The organism is Pseudidiomarina tainanensis (genome assembly GCF_004214835.1).
In the GTDB taxonomy this organism is placed as follows: domain Bacteria; phylum Pseudomonadota; class Gammaproteobacteria; order Enterobacterales; family Alteromonadaceae; genus Pseudidiomarina; species Pseudidiomarina tainanensis.
Genome location: NZ_PIQJ01000001.1, coordinates 1,060,525 through 1,082,903 on the forward strand (window position 1 = coordinate 1,060,525; position 22,379 = coordinate 1,082,903).

A 22,379-nucleotide genomic window follows, 5' to 3' on the forward strand; every position below is an offset into this window, starting at 1 on the left:
TATGTCAACAAACATGCAAGTGATGGTTGCCGGTGAAAACCAGCAGGTTCAGTGGCAACACCGGGCGCGACCAGAAGTTGGGGCACATGAAGTTCTTATTAAAGTAGCCTATAGCGGCATGAATCGGGCGGATTTGATGCAACTTGCTGGGCATTATCCGCCACCGCCTGGTGCTTCAGATGTATTGGGTCTTGAAGTCAGCGGTATCGTGTATGCGGTTGGTGCTAAAGTGAGTTCGGTTCAAGTTGGCGATAAAGTTTGTGCTTTGTTGGCTGGTGGTGGTTACGCTGAATTTGTGGCGGTGCCTGCAAGTCAAGTGTTACCCGTGCCAAACGGTATGGAACTTGCGCAGGCCGCCGGTATTTGCGAAGTCTTTGCCACCGCTTGGTATAACGTTTATGGCATTGCTTGTGCACAGCCAGGTGAAAAAGTGCTGGTTCATGCAGCCGCTAGTGGTGTGGGGCAAGCGTTGTTGCAGTTAGCCCGAGAGCGTGGCAACCCGACATTTGCCACCGCTGGCAGTGTTGAGAAACTTACGCAAGCCAAGCAGCTGGGGGCTGAAGCGTGTTGGAACCGCCGCGACGGGAGTTTTGTTGATGCAGTGAAAGCCTGGGGTGGTGCAGATATTATTTTAGATCCGGTGGCTGGTGATTACCTACACTGGAATCAACAAGTCTTAAACCAAGATGGTCGCCTTATTGTGATCGGTTTGATGGGGGGCCGAACCGCGGAAATTGATGCCGGGCGTTTGTTGATGAAGCGTCAACGTATTATCGGTAGCACCTTGCGCAGCCAACCACTCACCGTTAAAGCAAAAATCATGGCAGATTTATACAATCATGTATGGCCATTATTTGAGCAGCAAAAAATAACAGCAAATATTGACGGTATTGTACCCGTGGGTGAAGTCACCGGCGCGTTTCAGCGTTTACGTGACAATACGACCCAAGGTAAATTAATTCTGGTTTGGTAGTCGCGAATTAAGCGCAACAAGAAATACCGAAAGAAAAGTGGTGGAGGGGGCAGGATTCGAACCTGCGAAGGCTGAGCCGTCAGATTTACAGTCTGATCCCTTTGACCGCTCGGGAACCCCTCCACGCGAGGGCGGCATAATAGCAGATTGAGAGTCGCTGTAAACCCGTTTATGATGATGCCATTGGAATGAATCAACAAAGTGAACCAATGAGCTCAGCGAACCAACCGGTCCCAATTCCACCTGCGGTCGATGAAGAAATTGCAAAATTTCTCGATAAGTTATGGTTAAAGCAGGGCGTTAGTAAACACACGAGTGCGGCTTATCAAACCGACTTGAGAAGTTTTCAACGCTTCTTAACGACGTTTCAAAAAGTCGAGCTATTGCAGGTGACGAGTGATGATTTGGAACGTTATTTACTGTGGCGTCGACAACAGGGATTTTCGCCGCGCAGTACCTCTAGAGCGTTAAGTGCACTCAAAAAATTCTACCAATATGCATTAGCTGAACGCTTGTGCTCCAGTGACCCGACGACACGTTTGGCGCGTCCGAAACAACCACAATCCATTCCGCATAGTTTGTCCGAAGCTGAGGTTGATGATTTACTTAATGCGCCTGAGGTGGATGACCCTGTGCAGCTTCGCGATAAAGCGATGCTGGAAGTGCTTTATGCAACCGGTTTGCGAGTTACCGAGCTGGTACATTTGCAGGTAGACCAAATTCACTTGCAGCAGGAACTGGTGCGGGTGGTCGGTAAAGGCAATAAAGAGCGACTGGTTCCGCTTGGCGAGGAAGCACTGGAGTGGCTACAACGCTACTTTAAACATGGACGTCAGCAACTGTTTTCGGAACCTGGCGATTGGGTGTTTGTCACCCGACGGGGTGGACCATTGACCCGACAAGCATTTTGGCATCGAATTCGTTATTATGCGCAACGAGCCGATATTCGTTCGCATTTGTCACCGCACACATTGCGACATGCTTTTGCCACGCATCTATTGAATCATGGCGCTGATTTACGTGTGTTACAGATGTTGTTGGGGCATAGCGATTTATCGACAACACAAATATATACACATGTCGCGCGCGAACGGCTGCAGCAATTGCATGCAAGCCATCACCCGCGGGCATAATTTTATTGAACATAGCCAACATAGGATATTTCATGAAGTACTTGGCAGTTTTAGGTTTAAGTATTGTCGCAGTGGCCTGCTCGCCTGAGCAAGCGTCGACAGTGCCGGTTGAGTCACAAAGTGGACAGGTCGAGTTTGATACCACTCATATGCAACGGATGGGGTTTGTCGTTGAATCTGCAAAACCAGCACATATTGACGGATTAATGGAAGTTATTACTGATCAAGGACTTGTGTATGCCAGTGACGACGGTCGCCACATTGTCAGTGGTCGTATATTTAAAATTACTGGCAGTGAGCCTGATAACGTCAGTGAAACGGTGCTTGAAAGTATGCGGGTGAGAGACTTAGAACAGGTGCAAGACAGTGTGATTGAATTCCAAGCGCCAAATGAAAAACACATTATTCATGTATTTACCGATACGAGCTGTGGCTACTGCCGACAACTGCACGAGCGTATTGATGAATATCTCGCAGCCGGCATTACCGTGCGTTATTTGGCATGGCCGCGAAATGGGATGCAAAGTAACGCCGCGAATGATTTGAAGAATGTTTGGTGCGCCGAAGATCAGCAAGCTGCACTAAGTGCTGCGAAGCACGACGAACCATTCAATTCAACAGAGTGTGATGACCCAGTGGCGCAGCATTTTGCGCTGGGGCAAAAATTTGGCGTACGCGGCACGCCAGCCATTGTGTTTGAGTCGGGCCGAATGTTACCTGGCTATGTGCCACCTGAGCGCCTCGCAGCGGAACTGAATAAATAATAATGGCTGAAATTAGCATTCAACGTCGACCTACGGTTACTGTAGGCGATTGGGCTACTGGTATACCGCCTGTGCTGGCGCAAATTTTAGCTCGACGCGGTATTGTTGACGCACCTCAGCTCGATCTCAGCGCGAAACAACTGCCACACTTTAACTTGCTTCGCGGTGTTGAGACGGCGGCGTGCATTCTGGCAGATGCTATTGTACAGCAGCAGGCCATATGTATCTGTGGTGACTTTGATGCTGATGGCGCCACTTCCACGGCGTTGATGGTATCGGTATTACAAGCGCTGGGCGCCGAACGCGTTGGTTATATTGTGCCGAATCGTTTCGCAGATGGTTATGGTTTATCACCAGCGGTTGTTGCACAAGCGCAACAACAAGACGCTGAGGTGATTGTGACGGTGGATAGTGGCATCTCGTGTCATGCTGGCGTTGCTGCGGCAAAAGCAGCAGGGATGACAGTGATTATTACCGACCATCACTTACCCGGACCACAATTACCGCCAGCTGATGTGATTGTAAACCCGAACCAACCCGCTTGCGATTTCCCCAGCCCCAATATTGCCGGAGTTGGTGTCGCATTTTATGTACTTTTAGCGTTACGACATGAATTGCGCGAACGCGGCATAGATACACCTAACTTGGCTCAGTGGTTGGATTTGGTGGCTGTTGGCACGGTTGCCGACGTGGTCAAACTCGATGGCGTCAACCGTATTTTGGTGCAACAAGGTTTGCAGCGGATTCGAGCCGGTTACTGTCGCCCAGGTATTGCCGCGTTGTTGCAAGTTGCCAATCGCGATCCGCAACAGTTACAGGCCAGCGATCTCGGCTTTGCGATAGGACCACGTATTAATGCTGCGGGACGATTAGATGATATGGCCGCCGGCATTGAATGTCTGTTGGCAACAAATTTGACGCAAGCGCAACAACTTGCGGCAAAGCTGGATGAATTAAATAAAGCGCGCCGCAGTATTGAAACTGAAATGCGCGAAGAAGCTGAAGCCTATGTCGCACAATTAAATGCTGACAGCGACCAACTGCCAGCCGCACTGGTTCTCTATCAAGCTGGGTGGCACCAAGGTGTGGTTGGTATTGTCGCTGGGCGGGTCAAAGAACAATGTCATCGACCGGTTATCGCATTTGCCGATAGCGATGATGGCTTCCTCAAAGGTTCCGCTCGGTCAATTCCCGGATTACATATTCGTGATGTATTAGAACGCGTGCACAGTCTGCATCCACAATTAATTGAACGCTTTGGTGGTCACGCAATGGCGGCAGGTTTGACGCTAGCGCGGGAAAACTTAGGGGCATTTCGTGAAGCATTTACGCAACAAGTGGCTGACTGGTTAGGTGCAGATGACTTGACTCATACCATCTGGTCAGATGGTGAACTGGATGCCGAATATTTGCAAGAACCGTTTGTGCGTCAACTTGAAGCATATGGCCCTTGGGGGCAAGGGTTTCCTGAGCCGATTTTTGATGGGGAATTTCGTATAGCGCAGCAACGTTTGGTGGGTGAGCGACACTTGAAATTAGTATTGGAAACACCACAACGTGTCGTCATTGATGCAATAGCGTTTAACGTTGATTTACAAGTGTGGCCAGATACCTCCATCGAACGCATGCATGCTGCATACAAAGTTCAATTAAATCACTTTCGTGGTCGCACTTCGGTGCAGCTACAACTAGAGCATTTTTACGCTTTGCGGTAGAATACGCCCCCTTTGTAAACAACCTTGCAAACAACGATTGCTATTGAGATTGAAAAACTATGTTCGAAACGAATGCTACATATGTTGCGATAAAAGAAATGCGAAAACGCAGCGAGCTACTTCGGGGGTATCTTTGACTACGCTCAGAAAGTAGAGCGTCTTGAAGAAGTCACTCGTGAGCTGGAAGATCCAGGTGTGTGGAATGATCAAGAGCGCGCGCAGGCGTTAGGAAAAGAACGCTCGAGCTTAGAGCAAGTCGTTGAAACATTGAACAATCTGGCTCAAGGGCTGGACGATGTTGAAGGTTTGGTTGAGTTAGCCGTCGAGGCTGACGATGAAGACACCTACAACGAAGCCGTAGCCGAACTTGACCAATTAGAAGGACAACTGGCAACACTTGAGTTCCGTCGCATGTTCTCTGGTGACCACGATGCGTCTGATTGCTATTTAGATATTCAAGCCGGTTCCGGCGGGACTGAAGCGCAAGATTGGGCAAATATGCTGTTGCGTATGTATTTACGCTGGGCCGAATCACATGATTTTAAAGCTGAAATCACTGAGCTTTCTGAAGGTGAAGTGGCCGGCATCAAATCGGTAACAGTGCGGGTGCAAGGTGAATACGCTTATGGGTGGTTACGCACCGAAACGGGTGTTCATCGATTAGTGCGCAAATCACCATTTGACTCAGGTAATCGTCGGCATACGTCGTTTGCTTCGGTGTTTGTCTATCCGGAAGTCGATGACTCAATTGAAATTGAGATCAATCCAGCAGACTTGCGCGTAGACACGTATCGAGCGTCAGGTGCTGGTGGTCAGCACGTTAACCGTACTGACTCGGCGATTCGTATTACGCACGAGCCCACAGGTGTTGTGGTGCAGTGTCAGAGCGACCGTTCACAGCATAAAAACCGCGATGCCGCGATGAAACAATTACGCGCGAAATTGTTTGAGTTAGAATTGCAAAAGCAACTCGCTGAAAAACAAGCGCTCGAAGATTCGAAATCAGATATTGGTTGGGGCAGTCAAATCCGCTCATACGTGCTTGATGATGCGCGTATCAAAGATTTGCGTACCGGTGTTGAAAACCGTAATACGCAAGCGGTACTCGATGGTGCTCTTGACCCATTTATTGAAGCAAGTTTGAAATCAGGTTTATAAATTGAAGTTGCAGGGCGAACGGCTCTGCGTAAAGAGGAAACTTACCGATGAACGATAAAACGCAAGCCCCTGAGTTGGACGTCAATGAACAAATCGCCCAGCGCAAGGCTAAGCTTGCTGCGTTGCGCGAGCGAGGCGTAGCATTCCCGAATGATTTCCGTCGCGACAGCTTAGCAGCTGAGTTGCACGAGCAATATGACGGTTCGGAAAAAGAAGAGCTAGCAGCGAAAGGCATTCGTGTCAGTGTGGCTGGTCGGATGATGACGCGTCGGATTATGGGTAAGGCAAGCTTTGCAACCATTCAGGATATGTCGGGCCAAATTCAATTGTATGTGGCGCGTGATAATCTGCCTGAGGGTTTTTACAACGAAGAATTTAAAAAATGGGATTTAGGTGACATTGTTGGTGCCTCAGGAACCTTGTTTATTACTGGAACAGGTGAGTTGAGTGTGCAAGTGGATGACGTGCGCTTATTAACTAAGGCGTTGCGCCCGTTACCAGATAAATTCCACGGTTTGTCTGACCAAGAAATGCGTTATCGTCAGCGTTACTTGGATTTAATCACCAATCAAGAATCGCGTAATACGTTTATTGTTCGCTCCAAAGTGGTTGATTATATTCGCCGCTATTTGGCGAATAAGCAGTTCTTGGAAGTTGAAACACCAATGATGCAAACCATTCCAGGTGGTGCAGCCGCACGTCCGTTTGTGACGCATCATAATGCGTTAGATATGCAGTTATATTTACGTATTGCACCGGAGTTGTACCTGAAGCGTTTAGTTGTAGGCGGATTCGAGAAAGTATTTGAAATCAACCGCAATTTCCGTAACGAAGGTTTATCAACGCGTCACAATCCAGAATTCACCATGCTTGAGTTCTATTGGGCTTATGCTGATTATCAAGACTTGATGGACTTAACGGAAGACATGCTGCGCGGCATGACCACGGAAATCCTCGGTTCAGCGCAGTTTGAAAGCGAAGGCGTGCAGTATGACTTTAGTAAGCCATTTGCGCGAATGACGGTAAAAGAAGCGATTTTAGAACATCTACCTTCAGCAACCGAAGCGCAATTGGATAGTATTGAACAAGCGACTGAACTCGCGGAATCTCTGGGCATTAAAGTCAAACCGGTTTGGGGCTTAGGTAAAATCCAAATTGAAATCTTTGAAGAGGTTGCCGAGCATAAATTAATGCAGCCAACCTTTATTACTGCGTACCCAGCAGAAGTATCACCGTTAGCGCGTCGTAACGATAACGACCCGTTTATTACCGACCGTTTTGAGTTTTTTGTCGGTGGTCGCGAGTTGGCGAATGGTTTCTCTGAGCTGAATGACGCCGAAGATCAAGCCGAACGCTTCCGTGAACAAGTGCAGCAAAAAGAAGCGGGTGATGACGAAGCGATGTTCTATGACGAAGATTATGTGACAGCGTTAGAACACGGCTTGCCACCGACTGCGGGCGAAGGTATTGGCATTGATCGGTTGGTGATGTTGTTGACTGATTCGCCATCGATTCGTGATGTGTTGCTGTTCCCACACATGCGTCCACGGAAATAACAGCAAAAGCGATATTAGTTGTTAGATATTGGATATTAGAGGTAGCCCGGCGTTATACGCCGGGTTATTTTTTTAACGATTAACGATTAACGATTAACGATTAACGATTAACGATTAACGCATTGCTTGCAATAAATCGGCGAGTAATTCGTGTTTGTCCTCAATACCGGCTGATAAACGTAACAAATCAGGCGGGCAGGGCGTCCCTTCGCCTTCAACGCTGGCGCGATGTTCAATTAAGCTTTCCACGCCACCAAGTGACGTTGCGCGTTTCCATAATTTGGTGTTGGCGGCCAAATGCACCGCTGCTTGCTCACCACCTTTAACGCGAATCGAAAGCATGCCACCGAAGCCGCCGTGCATTTGTTTGCGAGCGACGTTATGGCCTGCAAAACTTGGTAAGCCTGGGTACAAGACTTCGAGAATTTGTGGATGTTGTTGCAGTTGCTCAGCTAGAAACATCGCGTTGCTACAACTTTCACGGACCCGCAAGTGCATGGTGCGCATGCCGCGTAATAACTGCGCGGCGTCGTGTGGGCTTGGAACTGCGCCACCTTGCGCTCGTACCGCACGAATACGTTGCCAATAGGCTGAATCTTGTTTCGTTACTAACGCACCCGCGATAACATCAGAGTGACCATTGAGATACTTCGTGGCACTATGCATGACAATATCTGCGCCAATGGCCAGCGGTTGGGTTAATAGTGGTGTGGCACAGGTTGAATCAACCGCAACGGCGGCGCCTGCTGATTTCGCTAGCTCACTGATAGCGGCAATATCGCTGATTGTCCACATCGGGTTGCCTGGGGTTTCTAACCAGACCAGCTTGGTTTGTTTAGGTTTGATCGCCGCGGCAACTGCATTCAAATCAGTCATGTCGACAAAGTCGATTCGTAAACCCCAGTCAGTCGCAAAATTTAGTAACCAGTTACGCAGCGCCCAATACATCACTATAGGTGCAACAACATGATCGCCGGGCTTTAAGCCTAAAAATACTGCGGTTGCAGCAGCCATGCCCGAACCAAATAATAGCGCTTGTTCGCCACCCTCGAGTTGGCATAATAACTGCTCAACTGGTTTGTAGGTTGGATTGTCAGCGCGCGAATAAACATTGCCGGTTGGATAAGTATTATCGGCGCCACGAATGTAGGTGGTGGCAACATGAATCGGCAATACAACGCCTTGGCTTTCTTGGTCTATTTTACCAAGCGCTTGCGCGAGAGCGGTGGCAGAGCTATATGGATAGGCTTTGTTGTTCGTCATGGCTGATGTCACTTGTCAAATAAGCAGTTGTGACCATCAGTATACGCTGATTTGCGCATAAAAAAACGCACCCGGAGGTGCGTTTTTATCGCAAATTCATGCGGATTAACCGTGGTTGTGGTTACCATCGGCATGAACGTGACCGTGGTCCAATTCGCTTGGATCAGCATCACGAACTTCAACAACTTCAACGTCAAAGTTTAACGCAGTACCTGCTAACGGATGATTACCGTCTACAGTAACTTCGTCGTCGCTTACGTCAACAATCATGACTGATTGCTCACCAGCGTCAGTGCTTGCACGGAACTGCATACCAACAGCTACTTCGTTGTCGCCAAACAAGCTACGTGGAACGGTTTGAATAAGACCTTCATGACGTTCGCCATAGGCGTCAGCTGGTTGAATTTCAGCTTCAAATTTGTCGCCAGTCGCTTTGCCGTCAAGTGCGTTCTCAAGACCTTTGATCAACATTCCGCGACCAAAGATAAATTGTAGCGGTTGACCTTCTTTTGATTGATCCAGAACTTGGCCTTCGGCGGTTTTCACGGTGTAGTGAATTCCAACAACTTTGTCCTGGCTAATAGTTTGACTCATGATTCATCCAAGTTATAAGGCAGTGGGTAAATTTCCAAGAGACTCGCGTCATCATCTTTCACTCTCAGCTTGGTATCTGCCTCGATATCGCTTGGCAGTACAGCTAAAAGATCGAGTTGATTGTCAGCACGGCTCACTGCATTAATTACCGTGCCGGCACGTCGCCAATTGTCACCAAGTTGCTGTTCTAGCGTGGCGCCGGCGTTAACCGACGGCCCTTGGCCAACTAAACGAAACAGTGCTCGCTTCTGCTTGCCCAGATATTTCATCCGAGCGATGGTCTCCTGGCCGATATAACACCCCTTGGTAAAGCTAATACCATGTAACGCCTGAACGTTAAGCATTTGGGGCACATACTCTAATAGTGTACCTGAAATGAGGGTCGGTCGACCACGTTCAATTTCAAGTGCATTCCAAGCATCCATTGGTGCGTTGGTTGGAAAGTTATCACGTTCGGTGATAAGCAAGTACTGATCGGGGTGACTGCCTAGGGTTAAGGTCACGCCATCAGCAACTTTGGTTACCGCTTGTGATTCATCGACATTCAACGGTTGCTCAAGCCATTCAGCTAAACGCGCAGGCGCCGCCGTACCGAAAACACCAAAGAGTGATAACTGTTCAGAAGCATCGACGATGTCAGTTTTGCTAAATACCCCAAACTTTTGTAACTGCGCCAAACTGGCGGCAATTGCGTCTTTATGACTCAGCAATAGCACACTGTCAGCGAAGCGGGTGACAAACAATGTACTCATCGCTTTGCCTTTGTTGTCACAGTGCGCGGCGTACAGCCAATTGCGATCCGTCAACTGCTTCATGTCGCAGGTTAATTGGCCCTGCAAAAATTCGTCAGTTTGTGGACCCGTCAGACGAATAACGCCGTAATCTGTTAATGAAACCGTTACGTATTCAGGCTGAGCTTTGGTAAACTCTGTATCTAACACAAGAAACCTCGCTTTCTCATCGATATTCGAATAGATGGGGATGTTTTTTCATTATACAAGCCGTTTTATTTCGCGACGTATAATTTTTGTCGTAAAAGAAGGATTCGCATGGAAAAGTTGCAACAAAATGCCGATACATTGAAAGATAAAAATCGACTTCGTTGGGCGTGTCGTCGTGGCATGTTAGAACTTGATGTTTTATTTATGCCATTCGTCGAAGAAGCCTACGACGATTTGAATGCGCAGCAACAAGATGCATTTCGGCGCTTACTGACTTGTGATGACCCTGACTTATTTGCTTGGTTTATGGGGCATCAAAAATGCGAAGACGAGGAATTAGCAGCCATGGTGGCGTACATTCTCAGTCGCGTAAAAGTTTAGTTGCTGTCGCAATTCACCGTGCAACCTTGGGCTTGGCTGCGGTTGCGGCAGCAAGTTTGGGGTGTCGATCAGCAGCGGGGCGTCTGGGTACAACTGAATGACCTTGATCAGGTCTGTTGGCACCTGCAACCATTATCGTGGGTGACGCCGTGGGGCGCTTTGCTCATTTTGCAGCGTCCAGATACTGCACGGCGTTGGTTATGGTTGCCGCGCAGTTGGTTAGGTGATGCGCAATATCGCCGTTTAGCTCGATTTTTGCTGCGCTGGCGTCAGTACGGTCGGCTGAGCTTCAGCAAGTAATTCTGGATAATCGAGATTGTAGTGCAAGCCACGACTTTCGTGACGTGCCATGGCGCTACGGACAATGAGTTCAGCAACTTGTACCAAGTTACGCAACTCTAATAAATTATTGCTAACTTTAAAGTTACTGTAATATTCGTGAATTTCCTGCTGCAGCAATTCAATGCGGCGCAGCGCTCGTTGTAACCGTTTGTTCGTGCGCACAATACCCACGTAGTCCCACATAAACAAGCGTAACTCATGCCAGTTATGCTGAATAATAACTTCTTCATCTGAATCGTTGACCTGACTTTCATCCCACGCCGGGAGGTTGGTGCGCAGTGACACCTGATCAAGCTGAGCGATGATGTCAGAAGCTGCAGCGCGAGCAAAAACTAAGCACTCTAATAGAGAGTTGCTCGCCATGCGATTCGCACCGTGTAAGCCAGTGTAGGCAACTTCGCCAATGGCATAGAGATTATTCACGGCTGTTCTAGCCTGCAGATCTGTTTTCACACCGCCGCAGGTGTAGTGGGCGGCAGGAACGACTGGCATCGGTTCGCGGCTGATATCAATGCCTAAACTCAAGCATTTATCATAGATATTCGGGAAATGCTCTTGGATAAACTCCTTAGGCTTATGCGAAATATCTAAGTACATACAATCCGCGCCCAAGCGTTTCATTTCGTAGTCAATGGCGCGTGCAACCACGTCGCGTGGTGCCAACTCTGCGGCCGGATGAAATTCTGGCATAAAACGGCTGCCATCAGGACGACGTAATACTGCCCCTTCACCGCGTAGCGCTTCAGTTAGCAGGAATGACTGTGCATTGGGATGGAATAAACAGGTTGGATGGAATTGATTGAATTCCATGTTGGCAACCTGACAGCCAGCGCGCCACGCCATAGCGATGCCGTCACCACTGGCGACATCTGGATTACTGGTGTACTGATAAACTTTACTGGCACCGCCTGTGCAAAGTGCGACAAAACGCGCTGAAATCGTTTCGACACGCTGATTGATCCGATTTAAAATATAAGCGCCATAGCAACGTTGTTCGCCACCGACGTGCTTATTTGTGATTAAATCAACCGCATTCACGCGTTCTAAAATGGTGATATTTGGATGTTGCTTGGTTTGTTCTACCAGCGTAGTTTGCACCGCGCGACCAGTCGCATCGGCTGCGTGTAGAATGCGGCGATGACTATGGCCACCTTCTTGGTTAAGATGAAACTGGCCATCATCAATACGATCGAAGCCAACCCCAATATCAATAAGCCATTGCAGACTTTCTTTTGCGTGACTTGTGGTAAACTTCACTGCCTCGATGTCACATAAACCGGCACCCGCAACTAAAGTGTCTTCAATGTGGCTTTCAATGCTATCATTCTCGTCGAATACAGCAGCGATACCACCTTGTGCGTAGTATGTTGAGCCTTCGGTTAACGGACCTTTCGAAAGTACCGTAACGCGGGCATGGTCAGCGAGTTGTAAAGCTAAGGTTAAACCAGCAGCGCCGCTACCAATAATAAGTACATCGCATTGATAATGTGACATTTGTTCCATAAAGTATGTGGGATATTTAGCGTGCTAACACGCTGATCTGCTAAAGGAATAGAGGCGATTTTACTCTTTTGAATTTTTTTTGCGAACTTTTTACGCACACATAGGTCATAGTTTGCAAGTACGCAACGGGCCTATATATCTGACGTAGCTAGGGGTTGAGGAGAGCGGGCTCGGATGAGCGAACAAGAAACAGATAAAGCCCTGGTAGAACGAGTGCAACAGGGCGACCAAAGAGCCTTTGATTTGTTGGTAAAGAAATATCAGCACAAAGTGATGAGTCTGATATCGCGCTACGTTAAACAACAGGCAGATGTGCCAGACGTAGCGCAGGAAACATTTGTAAAAGCTTATCGTGCCTTAGCGAATTTCCGTGGCGATAGCGCTTTTTATACTTGGTTGTACCGAATTGCGGTGAATACAGCGAAAAACTATTTGGTTGCACAAGGGCGAAAGCCGCCAGCCAATGATGTTGATGCTGACGAAGCCGAGTTTTATGAAGGTAGTGGCGCATTGAAAGATAGCGCTTCGCCAGAAAGTATGTTGTTAACGGATGAGATTCGTGACGTCGTAATGCGAACCATCGATGACTTACCGGAAGATTTACGTCGTGCTATAACGCTACGTGAAATTGAAGGTTTGGGTTATGAAGAAATAGCCATTGAAATGGATTGTCCTATTGGCACCGTGCGGTCACGAATTTTTCGAGCGCGTGAGGCGATAGATCAACAATTACGGCCGTTATTAGAGCGCTAAACTGAATTTGAGGAAGCTTTATGTCTGATCGTTGCAAACAAAATGCCTCAGCATTGTTAGATAATCACTTCGGTGATTCAGGTGCTGATGCTGAACGTCCTTTTAATGCTGAGTTGTCAGCATTGTTGGACGATGAACAGGCACGTGCCACATGGCAACGCTACGCGTTGATGGGACATGTGATGCGTGGCGATGCACAGGCGAATCAACACATTGATATTAGTGCTCGCGTAGCGCTACAAATTTCTCAGGAATCGGTGGTGGTTCAACCGTCAATTCAGCAAGGCGGAGCTATGGCGCGAGCCGCTAGCCGTTGGTTAAAACCGGCGGGTAGTATTGCGATTGCAGCAAGTGTTGCATTAGTTGCGGTACTGTCGGTGCAACAGCCGGTAGTTGAAACAGAGCAAGCTACCCCAAGCGTGACATCACCAGCTTTAATTACCAATCCGTTCGGTGGTCGTAATCCGGTGAGTTATAACACGGTAATTGAGTCACAAGCTCCGTCCGCGGCTGAAGTTGCGCAGCAACGCCAGTTACTGCATTCCTATATGCTTGATCACCAACGCCAGTTACAGCTTTCCTTACAGGCGGATAAAGAACAGCAGCAAGAATCATCAACCGTTGAGAAGTTAAACGAACAGAATGATTAAATATGTCGCCGCGATTGCTCTTTGGTTTGTAGCAATCGCTCCTTTTGGCGCTTCTGGACAATCCGAAGTGAGCGTAGAACGCGCCGCCAATATGGGCCAGATTTGGTTTGACCGCATGGCTCGTTCATTGCGTGACCTCAATTTCGAAGCAACTCTCGTGCAGAGCCAAGGCCAACGTATACAACCGTTGGTATGGTTACATGGTAACTATGATCATCAAACCGATCTTGAACTTCTTATTTATTTAAACGGCGCGGATAACCGAGCTTTACGGGTCGGTGATCAAACATACTATTATTCGCAAATCGGCGGTTCCTACACGTTACAATCAGATGTGACGGTTGGATTAATCCCTCCAGCCTTTTATGAACCGTTTGCTAACATCGCTCAACACTACCAAGTTATCGCCAGCGGTGGTATGCGTGTTACTGGCCGACCAGCACAATATCTGCGGCTGATTAGCCGTGATGATTACCGTTACCATTATGATCTATGGGTTGACCGCGACTCGGGCATGTTATTAAAACTGCAGATGATGACGCCCCAAGGTGAAGTGTTAGAACAATTACAGCTCACGTCGATTATGTTTTCCGACGAAATTCCTGAACAACTCACTGAAGTTAGCGCTATTCAACGTCCTCCAAAGCTTTACGATACACAACAACTGAGTGAATTACGCTTCGCGTTGCGGCCGAATTGGTTACCGGGTGGATTTGATTTGCGTCGCGCTCATCATCGTCAACTATATGATACCCAGTTGCCGACCGATTACTTTTTGTTTAGTGATGGGCTGACCGAAGTATCAATTTATGTCACCGAGCAACAAGCACAGAAATTGCCAAGTTTGGCCTATCAAGGGCCAGAGTCACTCGTGAATACGTTTGTTGAAGGTTATGCGGTTACCGTTGTTGGTAAATTACCAGCGGACACGTTACAACGTATTGCTGAAAACATGGTCATTACCACTGAGAGTGCGCAGCAGTGATTCGAGAGCTAGCAGAAGTTGTCAGTGTGGAAAGTGACTTTTTGTTGGTCTCAACTGAGTTAAAAACCGGTTGTAGCGGTTGTGCGCAGCAAAATACTTGTGGTGCAGGGGTCATCTCGAAAGCATTCTCTGATCGTCGCGCTGAATTTCGTGTCCATAAGCCGCAAGGGCACTTTCGTCCAGGTCAACAAATCGAACTTTTACTTCCAGAGCAAGCGCTAACACGCTATTCGTTACTGGTATACATGGTTCCTCTCTTCGCTTTACTGGTGATGGCCATATTCACCGGCCAGCTATTGTCGTGGTCAGAAGGCTGGGTGATTCTGAGCGCCTTTAGTGGCTTCGCAGTGAGCTTTTATTTGCTTAAACGCTGGTTGCAACATCGTGATATTCAGGTTGCGCAACTGTTGAGCGTGCAACAAATCGATTAAATTTACCCGAAATTCTTTGTCCCGAACCGCATAAATCAGTATGATCAGCGGTTAGTATTTATTCCTTATTTTTTGTTGTTGCGGGGGCATTAATGCCAGAGAAGGCGTTTAAGCAAGCAAATATTCGCAATTTTTCGATTATTGCGCACATCGACCATGGTAAGTCGACTCTTTCTGATCGTCTCATTCAGCATTGTGGCGGGTTAACCGATCGTGAAATGGCTGAGCAAGTCCTTGATTCAATGGATCTTGAGCGCGAACGCGGGATTACTATCAAAGCGCAGAGTGTGACGTTGCACTATACCGCGCAAGATGGCGAAACTTATCAGTTGAACTTCATCGATACACCGGGACACGTTGACTTCTCTTACGAGGTTTCACGTAGCTTGGCGGGTTGTGAGGGTGCGTTGTTGGTGGTTGATGCCGCCCAAGGCGTTGAAGCGCAAACATTGGCGAACTGCTATACCGCAATTGAAATGGACCTTGAAGTGGTTCCGGTATTAAACAAAATCGATTTGCCGCAGGCTGATCCGATGCGCGTTGCCGAAGAGATTGAAGATATTGTTGGTATCCAAGCGATTGACGCCGTGCAATGTTCAGCGAAAACAGGGATTGGTATCGACGAAGTCCTCGAACGCATTGTCACACAAATTCCACCGCCGCAGGGCGATCCTGAAGAGCCATTGCAGGCACTGATTATCGATTCTTGGTTTGATAATTACCAAGGCGTGGTAAGTCTCGTACGCGTGAAAAACGGCGTGTTACGTGCTGGTGACAAAATGAAAGTCATGTCAACTGGACAAACGCACCAGATTGATAAAGTTGGATTTTTCTCACCAAAACCAACCGAAACCGGTATTTTACGCTGCGGTGAAGTAGGCTTCGTCATTGCCGGCATTAAAGAAATTCATGGTGCGCCGGTGGGTGACACCTTGACCTTGGCAAAACAGCCAGCGCCGCAGCCGCTGCCGGGCTTTAAAAAAGTAAAACCGCAGGTTTATGCGGGTATGTTCCCAATTTCATCGGACGATTATGAAAACTTCCGCGATGCATTAGCGAAGTTGTCATTAAATGATGCGTCGCTATTTTATGAACCAGAAAACTCAGCGGCACTCGGGTTTGGTTTCCGCGTCGGCTTTTTGGGGATGCTCCACATGGAGATTATCCAAGAGCGATTGGAACGTGAATACGATATCGATTTGATTACCACGGCACCAACGGTTGTGTATAAGGTCATCACTAAAGATGGCAAAGAGCACAAGGTTGATAACCCAGCTAACTTGCCCGCAGTGAACGATATCGAAACAATTTACGAACCAATTGTTGAAGCGAATATTTTGGTGCCACAAGAGTACCTTGGTAACGTGATTACACTGTGTGTTGATAAGCGTGGTGTACAAACCAAAATGGCTTATCACGGCAACCAAGTGGCAGTGACCTACGAATTGCCAATGGCTGAAGTGGTGATGGACTTCTTTGATCGCTTAAAATCAACGAGTCGCGGTTATGCGTCGTTGGATTATAACTTTAAGCGCTTCCAAGAAGCCGACATGGTGCGTGTTGATGTATTGATTAACGGCGATAAGGTGGATGCCTTAGCGATGATTACGCACCGCGATAATTCACAAGGTCGTGGTCGTGAGTTGGTTGATAAAATGCGTGAACTCATACCACGTCAAATGTTTGATATCGCCATTCAGGCAACTATCGGCACTCACGTTATCGCGCGTTCGACAGTGAAGCAATTACGTAAGAACGTTACCGCTAAATGTTATGGTGGTGACGTGAGTCGTAAGAAAAAACTCTTACAAAAACAAAAAGAAGGTAAAAAGCGAATGAAGCAACTTGGTAACGTTGAAGTTCCGCAAGAAGCATTTCTTGCCGTTCTCAAAGTTGGTAAGTAACGCTGTTTGCTTGATGCGCTAGGAATCTAAATTACATGGCAAACTTTTACTCGATTGTGCTGACGTTGGTGACCATCGCGGCAGGTTTGATTTGGCTCTACGATGCCAAAATGAAGAAGCCTGGGCGTTTGGCTACTATCGCTAAACTAGAAGAGCAGACCAGCAAAAAACTCGATGATGAAGAACGTGAACGGGTAGCCCCGCAAGGCCGTGTGGCTGAATTTGCGCAAAGCGTGTTCCCGATTTTATTCATCATTTTAATTGTGCGCTCGTTCTTTTATGAGCCGTTTCGGATTCCGTCTGCATCAATGATGCCAACCATGTTAGCGGGCGACTTTGTGCTGGTTGAAAAGTTTAGTTATGGCGTGCGTGACCCACTATTCCGAACTGAGTTGTTTGAAACTGGAACGCCGCAGCGGGGCGACGTCGCGGTATTTAAATTCCCATTGAATCCGCAAGTGGACTTCATTAAACGTATTGTTGCGACACCGGGTGACCGCATTATTTATCGTAATAAGACGCTTTATTTAGAGCCAGCATGCGTAGCCGAATCAGCTCAGTGTCCGCAATTGCAAGTTATTGAACGTAATGTGCAACAACAAGACGAGGTGTATTTTAGCCGCACGACGCCGTTGCAGCGTTATTCAGAGCAACTTGGTGAGATAGAACACGAAATCTTGATTGATCCAACCGTGGCACCACGTACGGCATATTATTTCCAGCAGGCGGGCACCGCAGCTGATGAGTGGATTGTGCCAGAAGGGCATTATTTTGCGATGGGCGATAACCGTGATAATTCGGAAGATAGCCGTTATTGGGGCTTTGTTCCGTATGAGAATTTAGTTGGCCAAGCGACGTTTATTTGGATGAGTTTAGAATTCAAGCGCGGTGCTGATTCATGGGTGCCTGATTGGTTGCCTGACTGGGTTCCATCCGGCGTGCGTTGGCATCGTCTAGGCACTGTGGAGTAAGGCGTGAGTTTACCAAAACCACCACTGAAACAACTTGAGAAATCTTTTGGTTATACGTTTAAAAATCGTGATGCCCTGATGCAAGCGTTAACGCATCGAAGTGCCGCAGCCAAACATAATGAACGTTTGGAATTTTTAGGTGATTCGGTACTCGGCATCATCATCAGCGAAGCGCTGTTCGAGCAGTTTCCAAATATTGATGAAGGTGATTTGAGCCGCATGCGCGCTACCTTGGTGTGCGGGCGTAGTTTGGCTAAATTAGCGCAACGCTTCGAGTTAGGTAAATTTTTGGTACTTGGCCCCGGCGAGATGAAAAGTGGCGGTCATCGCCGCGAATCTATCCTTGCGGACGCCATGGAAGCGTTGCTCGGCGCTATGTATATTGAAAGTGATTTAACCACTTGTCGCACGGTTGTACTAAACTGGTTTGCAAACCAACTGGCCGCAATTAAGCCCGGAGCAAGTCACAAAGATCCGAAGACTCGGCTTCAGGAATATTTACAAGGCCGCCAGCGCGGGCTGCCTGTTTATGAAGTTGTGGCAACACAAGGGCAGGCGCACAACCAACAATTTACTGTAAGTTGCCAAGTTGACGGGTTAGAACAACCGATTCGTGGTACCGGCACTAGCCGGCGTAAGGCCGAACAACAGGCGGCTACCGCAGCACTTGAACAACTTCTTCAGCAGGATAATTCATGACTGAACCGCAATACAGCTCAGAATCAGCGTTTGTTGCCATTGTCGGGCGTCCAAATGTAGGTAAATCAACGTTACTGAATCGTATTCTTGGGCAAAAAATTAGTATTACCTCGAGTAAACCGCAAACGACACGTCACCGCATTTTAGGTATAGAAACCGAAGGTGACAGACAAATCGTGTACGTTGATACGCCGGGGTTACATCAAGATGAAAAACGCGCTATTAACCGTTTAATGAATCGTGCTGCGGCAAGTTCATTAAGTGGTGTGGAAGTCGTATTATTTGTCGTAGAGGCTGGTAAGTGGGCCAGTGATGATGAAATGGTGCTGAATAAACTTAAAAAATCGGCACGCCCAGTTATTTTAGTGATCAATAAAATTGATCAATTTAAAGACAAAACAGAGCTATTGCCGTATCTGCAGCAATTAGCAGAGAAGCATGATTTCGCTGAAATTATTCCATTATCTGCGGCGACTGGTGCTCAAGTAGAAGCATTACGCGATATCGTGCATAAATACGCGCGGCCGGGCGTTCACCATTTTCCTGAAGATTACGTCACCGATCGGTCGCTCCGTTTCATGGTTGCTGAGATCATTCGTGAAAAACTCATGCGCTTTACGGGTGATGAATTACCTTACAGTACGACAGTTGAAATTGAGCAATTTAAAACAGCACCATCAGGAACCACGCATATACACGCTCTTATATTAGTTGAGCGTGATGGACAGAAACGGATGGTGATTGGTGCTGGTGGTAGCAAATTAAAAACGATTGGCTCTGAAGCGCGACGCGATATCGAACCCTTGGTTGGTGGCAAAGTACACCTGCAACTTTGGGTCAAAGTGAAATCCGGTTGGGCTGATGATGAGCGCGCTCTGCGTAGCTTAGGCTACGGCGAGGATTAAGCTGTGGAACCGGCGTTTGTCCTGCATCGCTGGCCCTACCAAGACAGCAGTTTATTGCTTGAGTTATTTTCTGCTGAACAGGGGCGTTTTCGCGCAATTGCTAAAGGTGCAAAACGCCCTAAAAGTCCGTGGCGCAGTATTCTACAGCCCTTTACACCACTGCAAATCAGCACACGTGGCCGTCACGAGTTACAAACCTTAGTGGCAGCAGAGGCGCTCGATTCCAGTCTTAAGTTAAGCGGGACAGCCCTATACAGCGGCTTTTACGTGAATGAGTTGGTACAACGACTGACCACGCCATATCACCTGGTTGACGGGCTATTTCAGGATTACCGCGAAACCCTCGAACTACTGACCCAAGTTACCCATGTTGAGCCTATTTTACGACGCTTCGAATGGCAGTTATTGTGTCATTTAGGGCACGGTTTTGATTGGCATATGGACACGCAGGAGCAACCCATTAGTGCCACACAAACGTATCAATTTATTCCCGAAGCAGGATTTAGCTTAACCAATGCCGAAGAACAGGCCGATGTGCTGTTGTTGAGTGGTGCTGATATTATTCGTTTGAGCGACTTTGCTGTGTCTGAACAGCGCTTGCTAAACTTATTTAAACGACTCATGCGCGTGGCATTGCAACCTTATCTTGGGCCGCAACCACTGCGGAGTCGGCAATTATTTGTTCAATTTAAGGATTTGTCATGAATTCAAGCGTAGGAATTCCACCGATTTACTTAGGTGTCAACATTGACCATGTCGCCACCGTTCGTAATGCCCGGGGCGTAAGTTATCCTGATCCTGTGTCAGCGGCCGCACTAGCCGAGCAAGCTGGAGCCGATGGGATCACGGTGCATTTGCGCGAAGATCGTCGTCATATCAAAGATCGCGATGTTGAAATTCTTGCGCAAACGTTGCAAACCCGCATGAATTTGGAAATGGCGGTCACTGAAGAGATGCTCGGTATTGCGTGTCGTATTAAACCAACATTTTGTTGTTTGGTACCCGAAAAACGAGAAGAGTTAACAACAGAAGGTGGTTTAGACGTCGCCGGGCAGCAACAGAAAATTACTGCGGCAGTGACGCAGCTTGCCGAACATGGTATCGCCACGAGTTTGTTTATTGATGCCGATAAACGGCAGATTGATGCCGCTGTTGCGACAGGTGCGCCGATTATCGAGCTTCATACGGGACATTACGCTGAGCAAACTAACGAGCAGGCGCAGTTACAAGCGTTGGCGCAGTTACGCGATGCCGCTGAATACGCTCAAGCAGCGGGTATTCAGGTAAATGCTGGACATGGTTTGCACTATCACAATACGGCGCCGATAGCGGCAATTCCGCAGTTAGTGGAACTTAATATTGGCCATGCCATTATCGCGCGTGCAGTATTAGTAGGGCTTGAGCAAGCAGTGCGAGATATGAAAGCGATCATGCAACAGGCGCGGTTACATGGCTCAGTTTTATAAGCCGCAGGCACGAACGAGTCAACCGCAACGCTTAACGGATCAGCTCGTCGTCGGGCTGGACCACCAGGGGCGCGGTGTAGTTCGTACACCGAAAGGGGTTAAGTTTGTAGCCGGAGCGTTACCGACAGAACGTATCGCAATTACCGTTCAGGGTAAGCATGAGGCGCATTTAGATCGCATTCAAACATCGAGCACACAGCGAATTGAACCACCATGCGCATTTTATGAGCAATGTGGTGGTTGTGACCTACAGCATCTTGAGCTTGACGCTCAGCGCGCGCACAAACAGCAAGTTGTGATTGAGATGTTGGCGAAGTTTGCGCAGGTAGAAGCACAGCAGTGGCTTCCGCCGTTAACGGGTGATGCCTGGAACTATCGCCGGCGCGCCCGTTTAGCCGTGCATTATGACGCGAAGCGGCACCAACTCAAGGTGGGTTTTCGGGCACCTAAAAGCAAACAAATATGCGTGATTGATCACTGTTTAGTGTTAGCCGAGAGTTTGAATAAGTTGCTGCAGCCCTTGCAGCAACTCTTGCCGCAGCTAGCACTCGTTAAACAACTCGGCCATGTTGAACTGATTGAATTTGAGCATCAGGTGGTGGTGTTACTGCGCGTCAAACAATGGCCAGACGAACAAGACCTAAACCAACTGCAAGAGTTTGCAACAGCGCATCAAGTCAGTCTGTGGTGTGAATCTGATCAGCAGTTGGCGCCATTAGTTGCGAATGAACCGCTCAGCTATCGCACGGTGGGTACGAGTATTAGCTGTTTACCGACTAATTTTATGCAGGCGCATCGCCAATTGAGCGAGCAAATGGTGAAGCAAGCGTTAGTTTGGCTAGATATTCAACCTAATGAAAAAGTGCTTGAACTCTACGCCGGTAGTGGAAACTTTACGCTACCGTTGGCGTTAGCTGGGGCGCAAGTTACGGCTATTGAAGGTGTTGCGACAATGGTTGAGCAACTCAAAGCCAATGCTCAGAATGCGCAGGTGAGTATTGAGGCTTTTTGTTGCGACCTTGAGCAGCCATGGCATCGTCAAAGCTGGCGGCAGGATGGTTACGGTAAAGTGTTACTGGATCCTGCTCGGGCGGGAGCTCCGCACGCGATTCATGAAGTGGCGCAACTGCGACCACAGCGAATTGTTTATATTTCCTGCGCACCGGATACACTAGCACGCGATGCAAAAGTTTTAAAAGAACATGGCTACCAGTTAAAGCAAGCACAAGTAGTTGACATGTTTCCGCAGACCCATCACATTGAGGTCATGACACGATTCGAAAGGGAGTAAC

At 48.0% G+C, this 22,379-nt stretch carries 23 protein-coding genes and 1 tRNA gene; 19 read left to right on the forward strand and 5 right to left on the reverse strand.

The window, feature by feature from the left end:
- Position 1: 1 nt before the first annotated feature.
- Positions 2–973, forward strand: a complete 972-nt coding sequence (locus CWI82_RS05235; protein WP_233340195.1) for an NAD(P)H-quinone oxidoreductase — start codon at positions 2–4, stop codon at positions 971–973.
- Positions 974–1,011: 38 nt separating this feature from the next.
- Here CWI82_RS05235 and CWI82_RS05240 read toward each other — a convergent pair.
- Positions 1,012–1,096 (reverse strand) — tRNA-Tyr (locus CWI82_RS05240).
- 86 nt (positions 1,097–1,182) lie between these two features.
- Between CWI82_RS05240 and xerD the strand changes: the two genes are divergently transcribed.
- The 5 genes from xerD (at position 1,183) to lysS (ending at position 7,299) form a co-directional block, all read left to right on the forward strand.
- The gene (gene xerD / locus CWI82_RS05245) at positions 1,183–2,106 is read left to right on the forward strand and encodes a site-specific tyrosine recombinase XerD (RefSeq protein WP_092855242.1); all 924 of its coding nucleotides are present in this window, start codon (positions 1,183–1,185) and stop codon (positions 2,104–2,106) included.
- A gap of 32 nt (positions 2,107–2,138) precedes the next feature.
- Positions 2,139–2,870 (forward strand): bifunctional protein-disulfide isomerase/oxidoreductase DsbC, encoded by a 732-nt coding sequence (gene dsbC / locus CWI82_RS05250; RefSeq protein WP_130202861.1) that lies wholly within the window; start codon positions 2,139–2,141, stop codon positions 2,868–2,870.
- 2 nt (positions 2,871–2,872) lie between these two features.
- Positions 2,873–4,585, forward strand: a complete 1,713-nt coding sequence (gene recJ, locus CWI82_RS05255) for a single-stranded-DNA-specific exonuclease RecJ (RefSeq protein ID WP_130202862.1) — start codon at positions 2,873–2,875, stop codon at positions 4,583–4,585.
- Positions 4,586–4,644: 59 nt separating this feature from the next.
- A protein-coding gene (prfB, locus tag CWI82_RS05260) for a peptide chain release factor 2 (RefSeq protein ID WP_130202863.1) occupies positions 4,645–5,743 on the forward strand; the annotation gives its coding sequence in 2 pieces (ribosomal slippage) (positions 4,645–4,719 and positions 4,721–5,743; 1,098 coding nt in all).
- A 47-nt stretch (positions 5,744–5,790) separates the two neighbouring features.
- A complete protein-coding gene (lysS, locus tag CWI82_RS05265; protein WP_092855234.1) occupies positions 5,791–7,299 on the forward strand; it encodes a lysine--tRNA ligase in 1,509 nt (502 codons plus the stop codon).
- A gap of 114 nt (positions 7,300–7,413) precedes the next feature.
- On the opposite strand, the gene CWI82_RS05270 is transcribed toward lysS, so the two are convergent.
- The 3 genes from CWI82_RS05270 to ygfZ form a co-directional block, all read right to left on the reverse strand.
- Positions 7,414–8,562: a trans-sulfuration enzyme family protein gene (locus CWI82_RS05270; protein WP_130202864.1), complete on the reverse strand. Its 1,149-nt coding sequence runs from the start codon at positions 8,560–8,562 to the stop codon at positions 7,414–7,416.
- Positions 8,563–8,667: 105 nt separating this feature from the next.
- A complete protein-coding gene (locus CWI82_RS05275; RefSeq protein WP_092855230.1) occupies positions 8,668–9,156 on the reverse strand; it encodes an FKBP-type peptidyl-prolyl cis-trans isomerase in 489 nt (162 codons plus the stop codon).
- Positions 9,153–10,097 (reverse strand): tRNA-modifying protein YgfZ, encoded by a 945-nt coding sequence (ygfZ, locus tag CWI82_RS05280; RefSeq protein WP_130202865.1) that lies wholly within the window; start codon positions 10,095–10,097, stop codon positions 9,153–9,155. Before ygfZ ends, CWI82_RS05275 begins: the two co-directional genes overlap by 4 nt.
- 108 nt (positions 10,098–10,205) lie before the next feature.
- Between ygfZ and CWI82_RS05285 the strand changes: the two genes are divergently transcribed.
- Together CWI82_RS05285 and CWI82_RS05290 are read left to right on the forward strand one after the other, a co-directional pair.
- Positions 10,206–10,478, forward strand: a complete 273-nt coding sequence (locus tag CWI82_RS05285) for an FAD assembly factor SdhE (RefSeq protein WP_092855226.1) — start codon at positions 10,206–10,208, stop codon at positions 10,476–10,478.
- A complete protein-coding gene (locus tag CWI82_RS05290) occupies positions 10,479–10,778 on the forward strand; it encodes a YgfX family protein (protein ID WP_143434062.1) in 300 nt (99 codons plus the stop codon).
- On the opposite strand, the gene nadB is transcribed toward CWI82_RS05290, so the two are convergent.
- The gene (gene nadB / locus CWI82_RS05295; RefSeq protein ID WP_092855224.1) at positions 10,722–12,323 is read right to left on the reverse strand and encodes an L-aspartate oxidase; all 1,602 of its coding nucleotides are present in this window, start codon (positions 12,321–12,323) and stop codon (positions 10,722–10,724) included. The genes CWI82_RS05290 and nadB overlap by 57 nt on opposite strands.
- A 174-nt stretch (positions 12,324–12,497) precedes the next feature.
- Between nadB and rpoE the strand changes: the two genes are divergently transcribed.
- From rpoE to rlmD, 11 genes are all read left to right on the forward strand, one after another.
- Complete coding sequence (gene rpoE, locus CWI82_RS05300; RefSeq protein ID WP_092855222.1) at positions 12,498–13,076, forward strand: RNA polymerase sigma factor RpoE; 579 nt, start codon at positions 12,498–12,500, stop codon at positions 13,074–13,076.
- Positions 13,077–13,096: 20 nt separating this feature from the next.
- Positions 13,097–13,726, forward strand: a complete 630-nt coding sequence (locus CWI82_RS05305; protein ID WP_130202867.1) for a sigma-E factor negative regulatory protein — start codon at positions 13,097–13,099, stop codon at positions 13,724–13,726.
- Positions 13,719–14,711 (forward strand): MucB/RseB C-terminal domain-containing protein, encoded by a 993-nt coding sequence (locus tag CWI82_RS05310; protein WP_092855218.1) that lies wholly within the window; start codon positions 13,719–13,721, stop codon positions 14,709–14,711. The genes CWI82_RS05305 and CWI82_RS05310 overlap by 8 nt, the downstream gene beginning before the upstream one ends.
- On the forward strand, positions 14,708–15,142 hold the full coding sequence (locus tag CWI82_RS05315) for a SoxR reducing system RseC family protein (protein WP_092855216.1): 435 nt from the start codon (positions 14,708–14,710) through the stop codon (positions 15,140–15,142). Before CWI82_RS05310 ends, CWI82_RS05315 begins: the two co-directional genes overlap by 4 nt.
- A gap of 92 nt (positions 15,143–15,234) precedes the next feature.
- Entirely contained in the window at positions 15,235–17,046 is a 1,812-nt protein-coding gene (gene lepA, locus CWI82_RS05320) for a translation elongation factor 4 (RefSeq protein WP_092855213.1), read from the forward strand.
- A gap of 35 nt (positions 17,047–17,081) precedes the next feature.
- The gene (gene lepB / locus CWI82_RS05325) at positions 17,082–18,017 is read left to right on the forward strand and encodes a signal peptidase I (RefSeq protein ID WP_092855211.1); all 936 of its coding nucleotides are present in this window, start codon (positions 17,082–17,084) and stop codon (positions 18,015–18,017) included.
- A gap of 3 nt (positions 18,018–18,020) precedes the next feature.
- Positions 18,021–18,716: a ribonuclease III gene (gene rnc, locus CWI82_RS05330; RefSeq protein ID WP_092855209.1), complete on the forward strand. Its 696-nt coding sequence runs from the start codon at positions 18,021–18,023 to the stop codon at positions 18,714–18,716.
- Positions 18,713–19,621 (forward strand): GTPase Era, encoded by a 909-nt coding sequence (era, locus tag CWI82_RS05335; RefSeq protein WP_092855207.1) that lies wholly within the window; start codon positions 18,713–18,715, stop codon positions 19,619–19,621. The genes rnc and era overlap by 4 nt, the downstream gene beginning before the upstream one ends.
- Before the next feature lie 3 nt (positions 19,622–19,624).
- Complete coding sequence (recO, locus tag CWI82_RS05340; RefSeq protein ID WP_130202868.1) at positions 19,625–20,326, forward strand: DNA repair protein RecO; 702 nt, start codon at positions 19,625–19,627, stop codon at positions 20,324–20,326.
- Positions 20,327–20,340: 14 nt separating this feature from the next.
- Positions 20,341–21,087: a pyridoxine 5'-phosphate synthase gene (pdxJ, locus tag CWI82_RS05345; protein ID WP_130203213.1), complete on the forward strand. Its 747-nt coding sequence runs from the start codon at positions 20,341–20,343 to the stop codon at positions 21,085–21,087.
- Positions 21,071–22,378, forward strand: coding sequence for a 23S rRNA (uracil(1939)-C(5))-methyltransferase RlmD (rlmD, locus tag CWI82_RS05350; protein ID WP_130202869.1), 1,308 nt, complete (start codon positions 21,071–21,073; stop codon positions 22,376–22,378). Before pdxJ ends, rlmD begins: the two co-directional genes overlap by 17 nt.
- Position 22,379 lies beyond the last annotated feature (1 nt).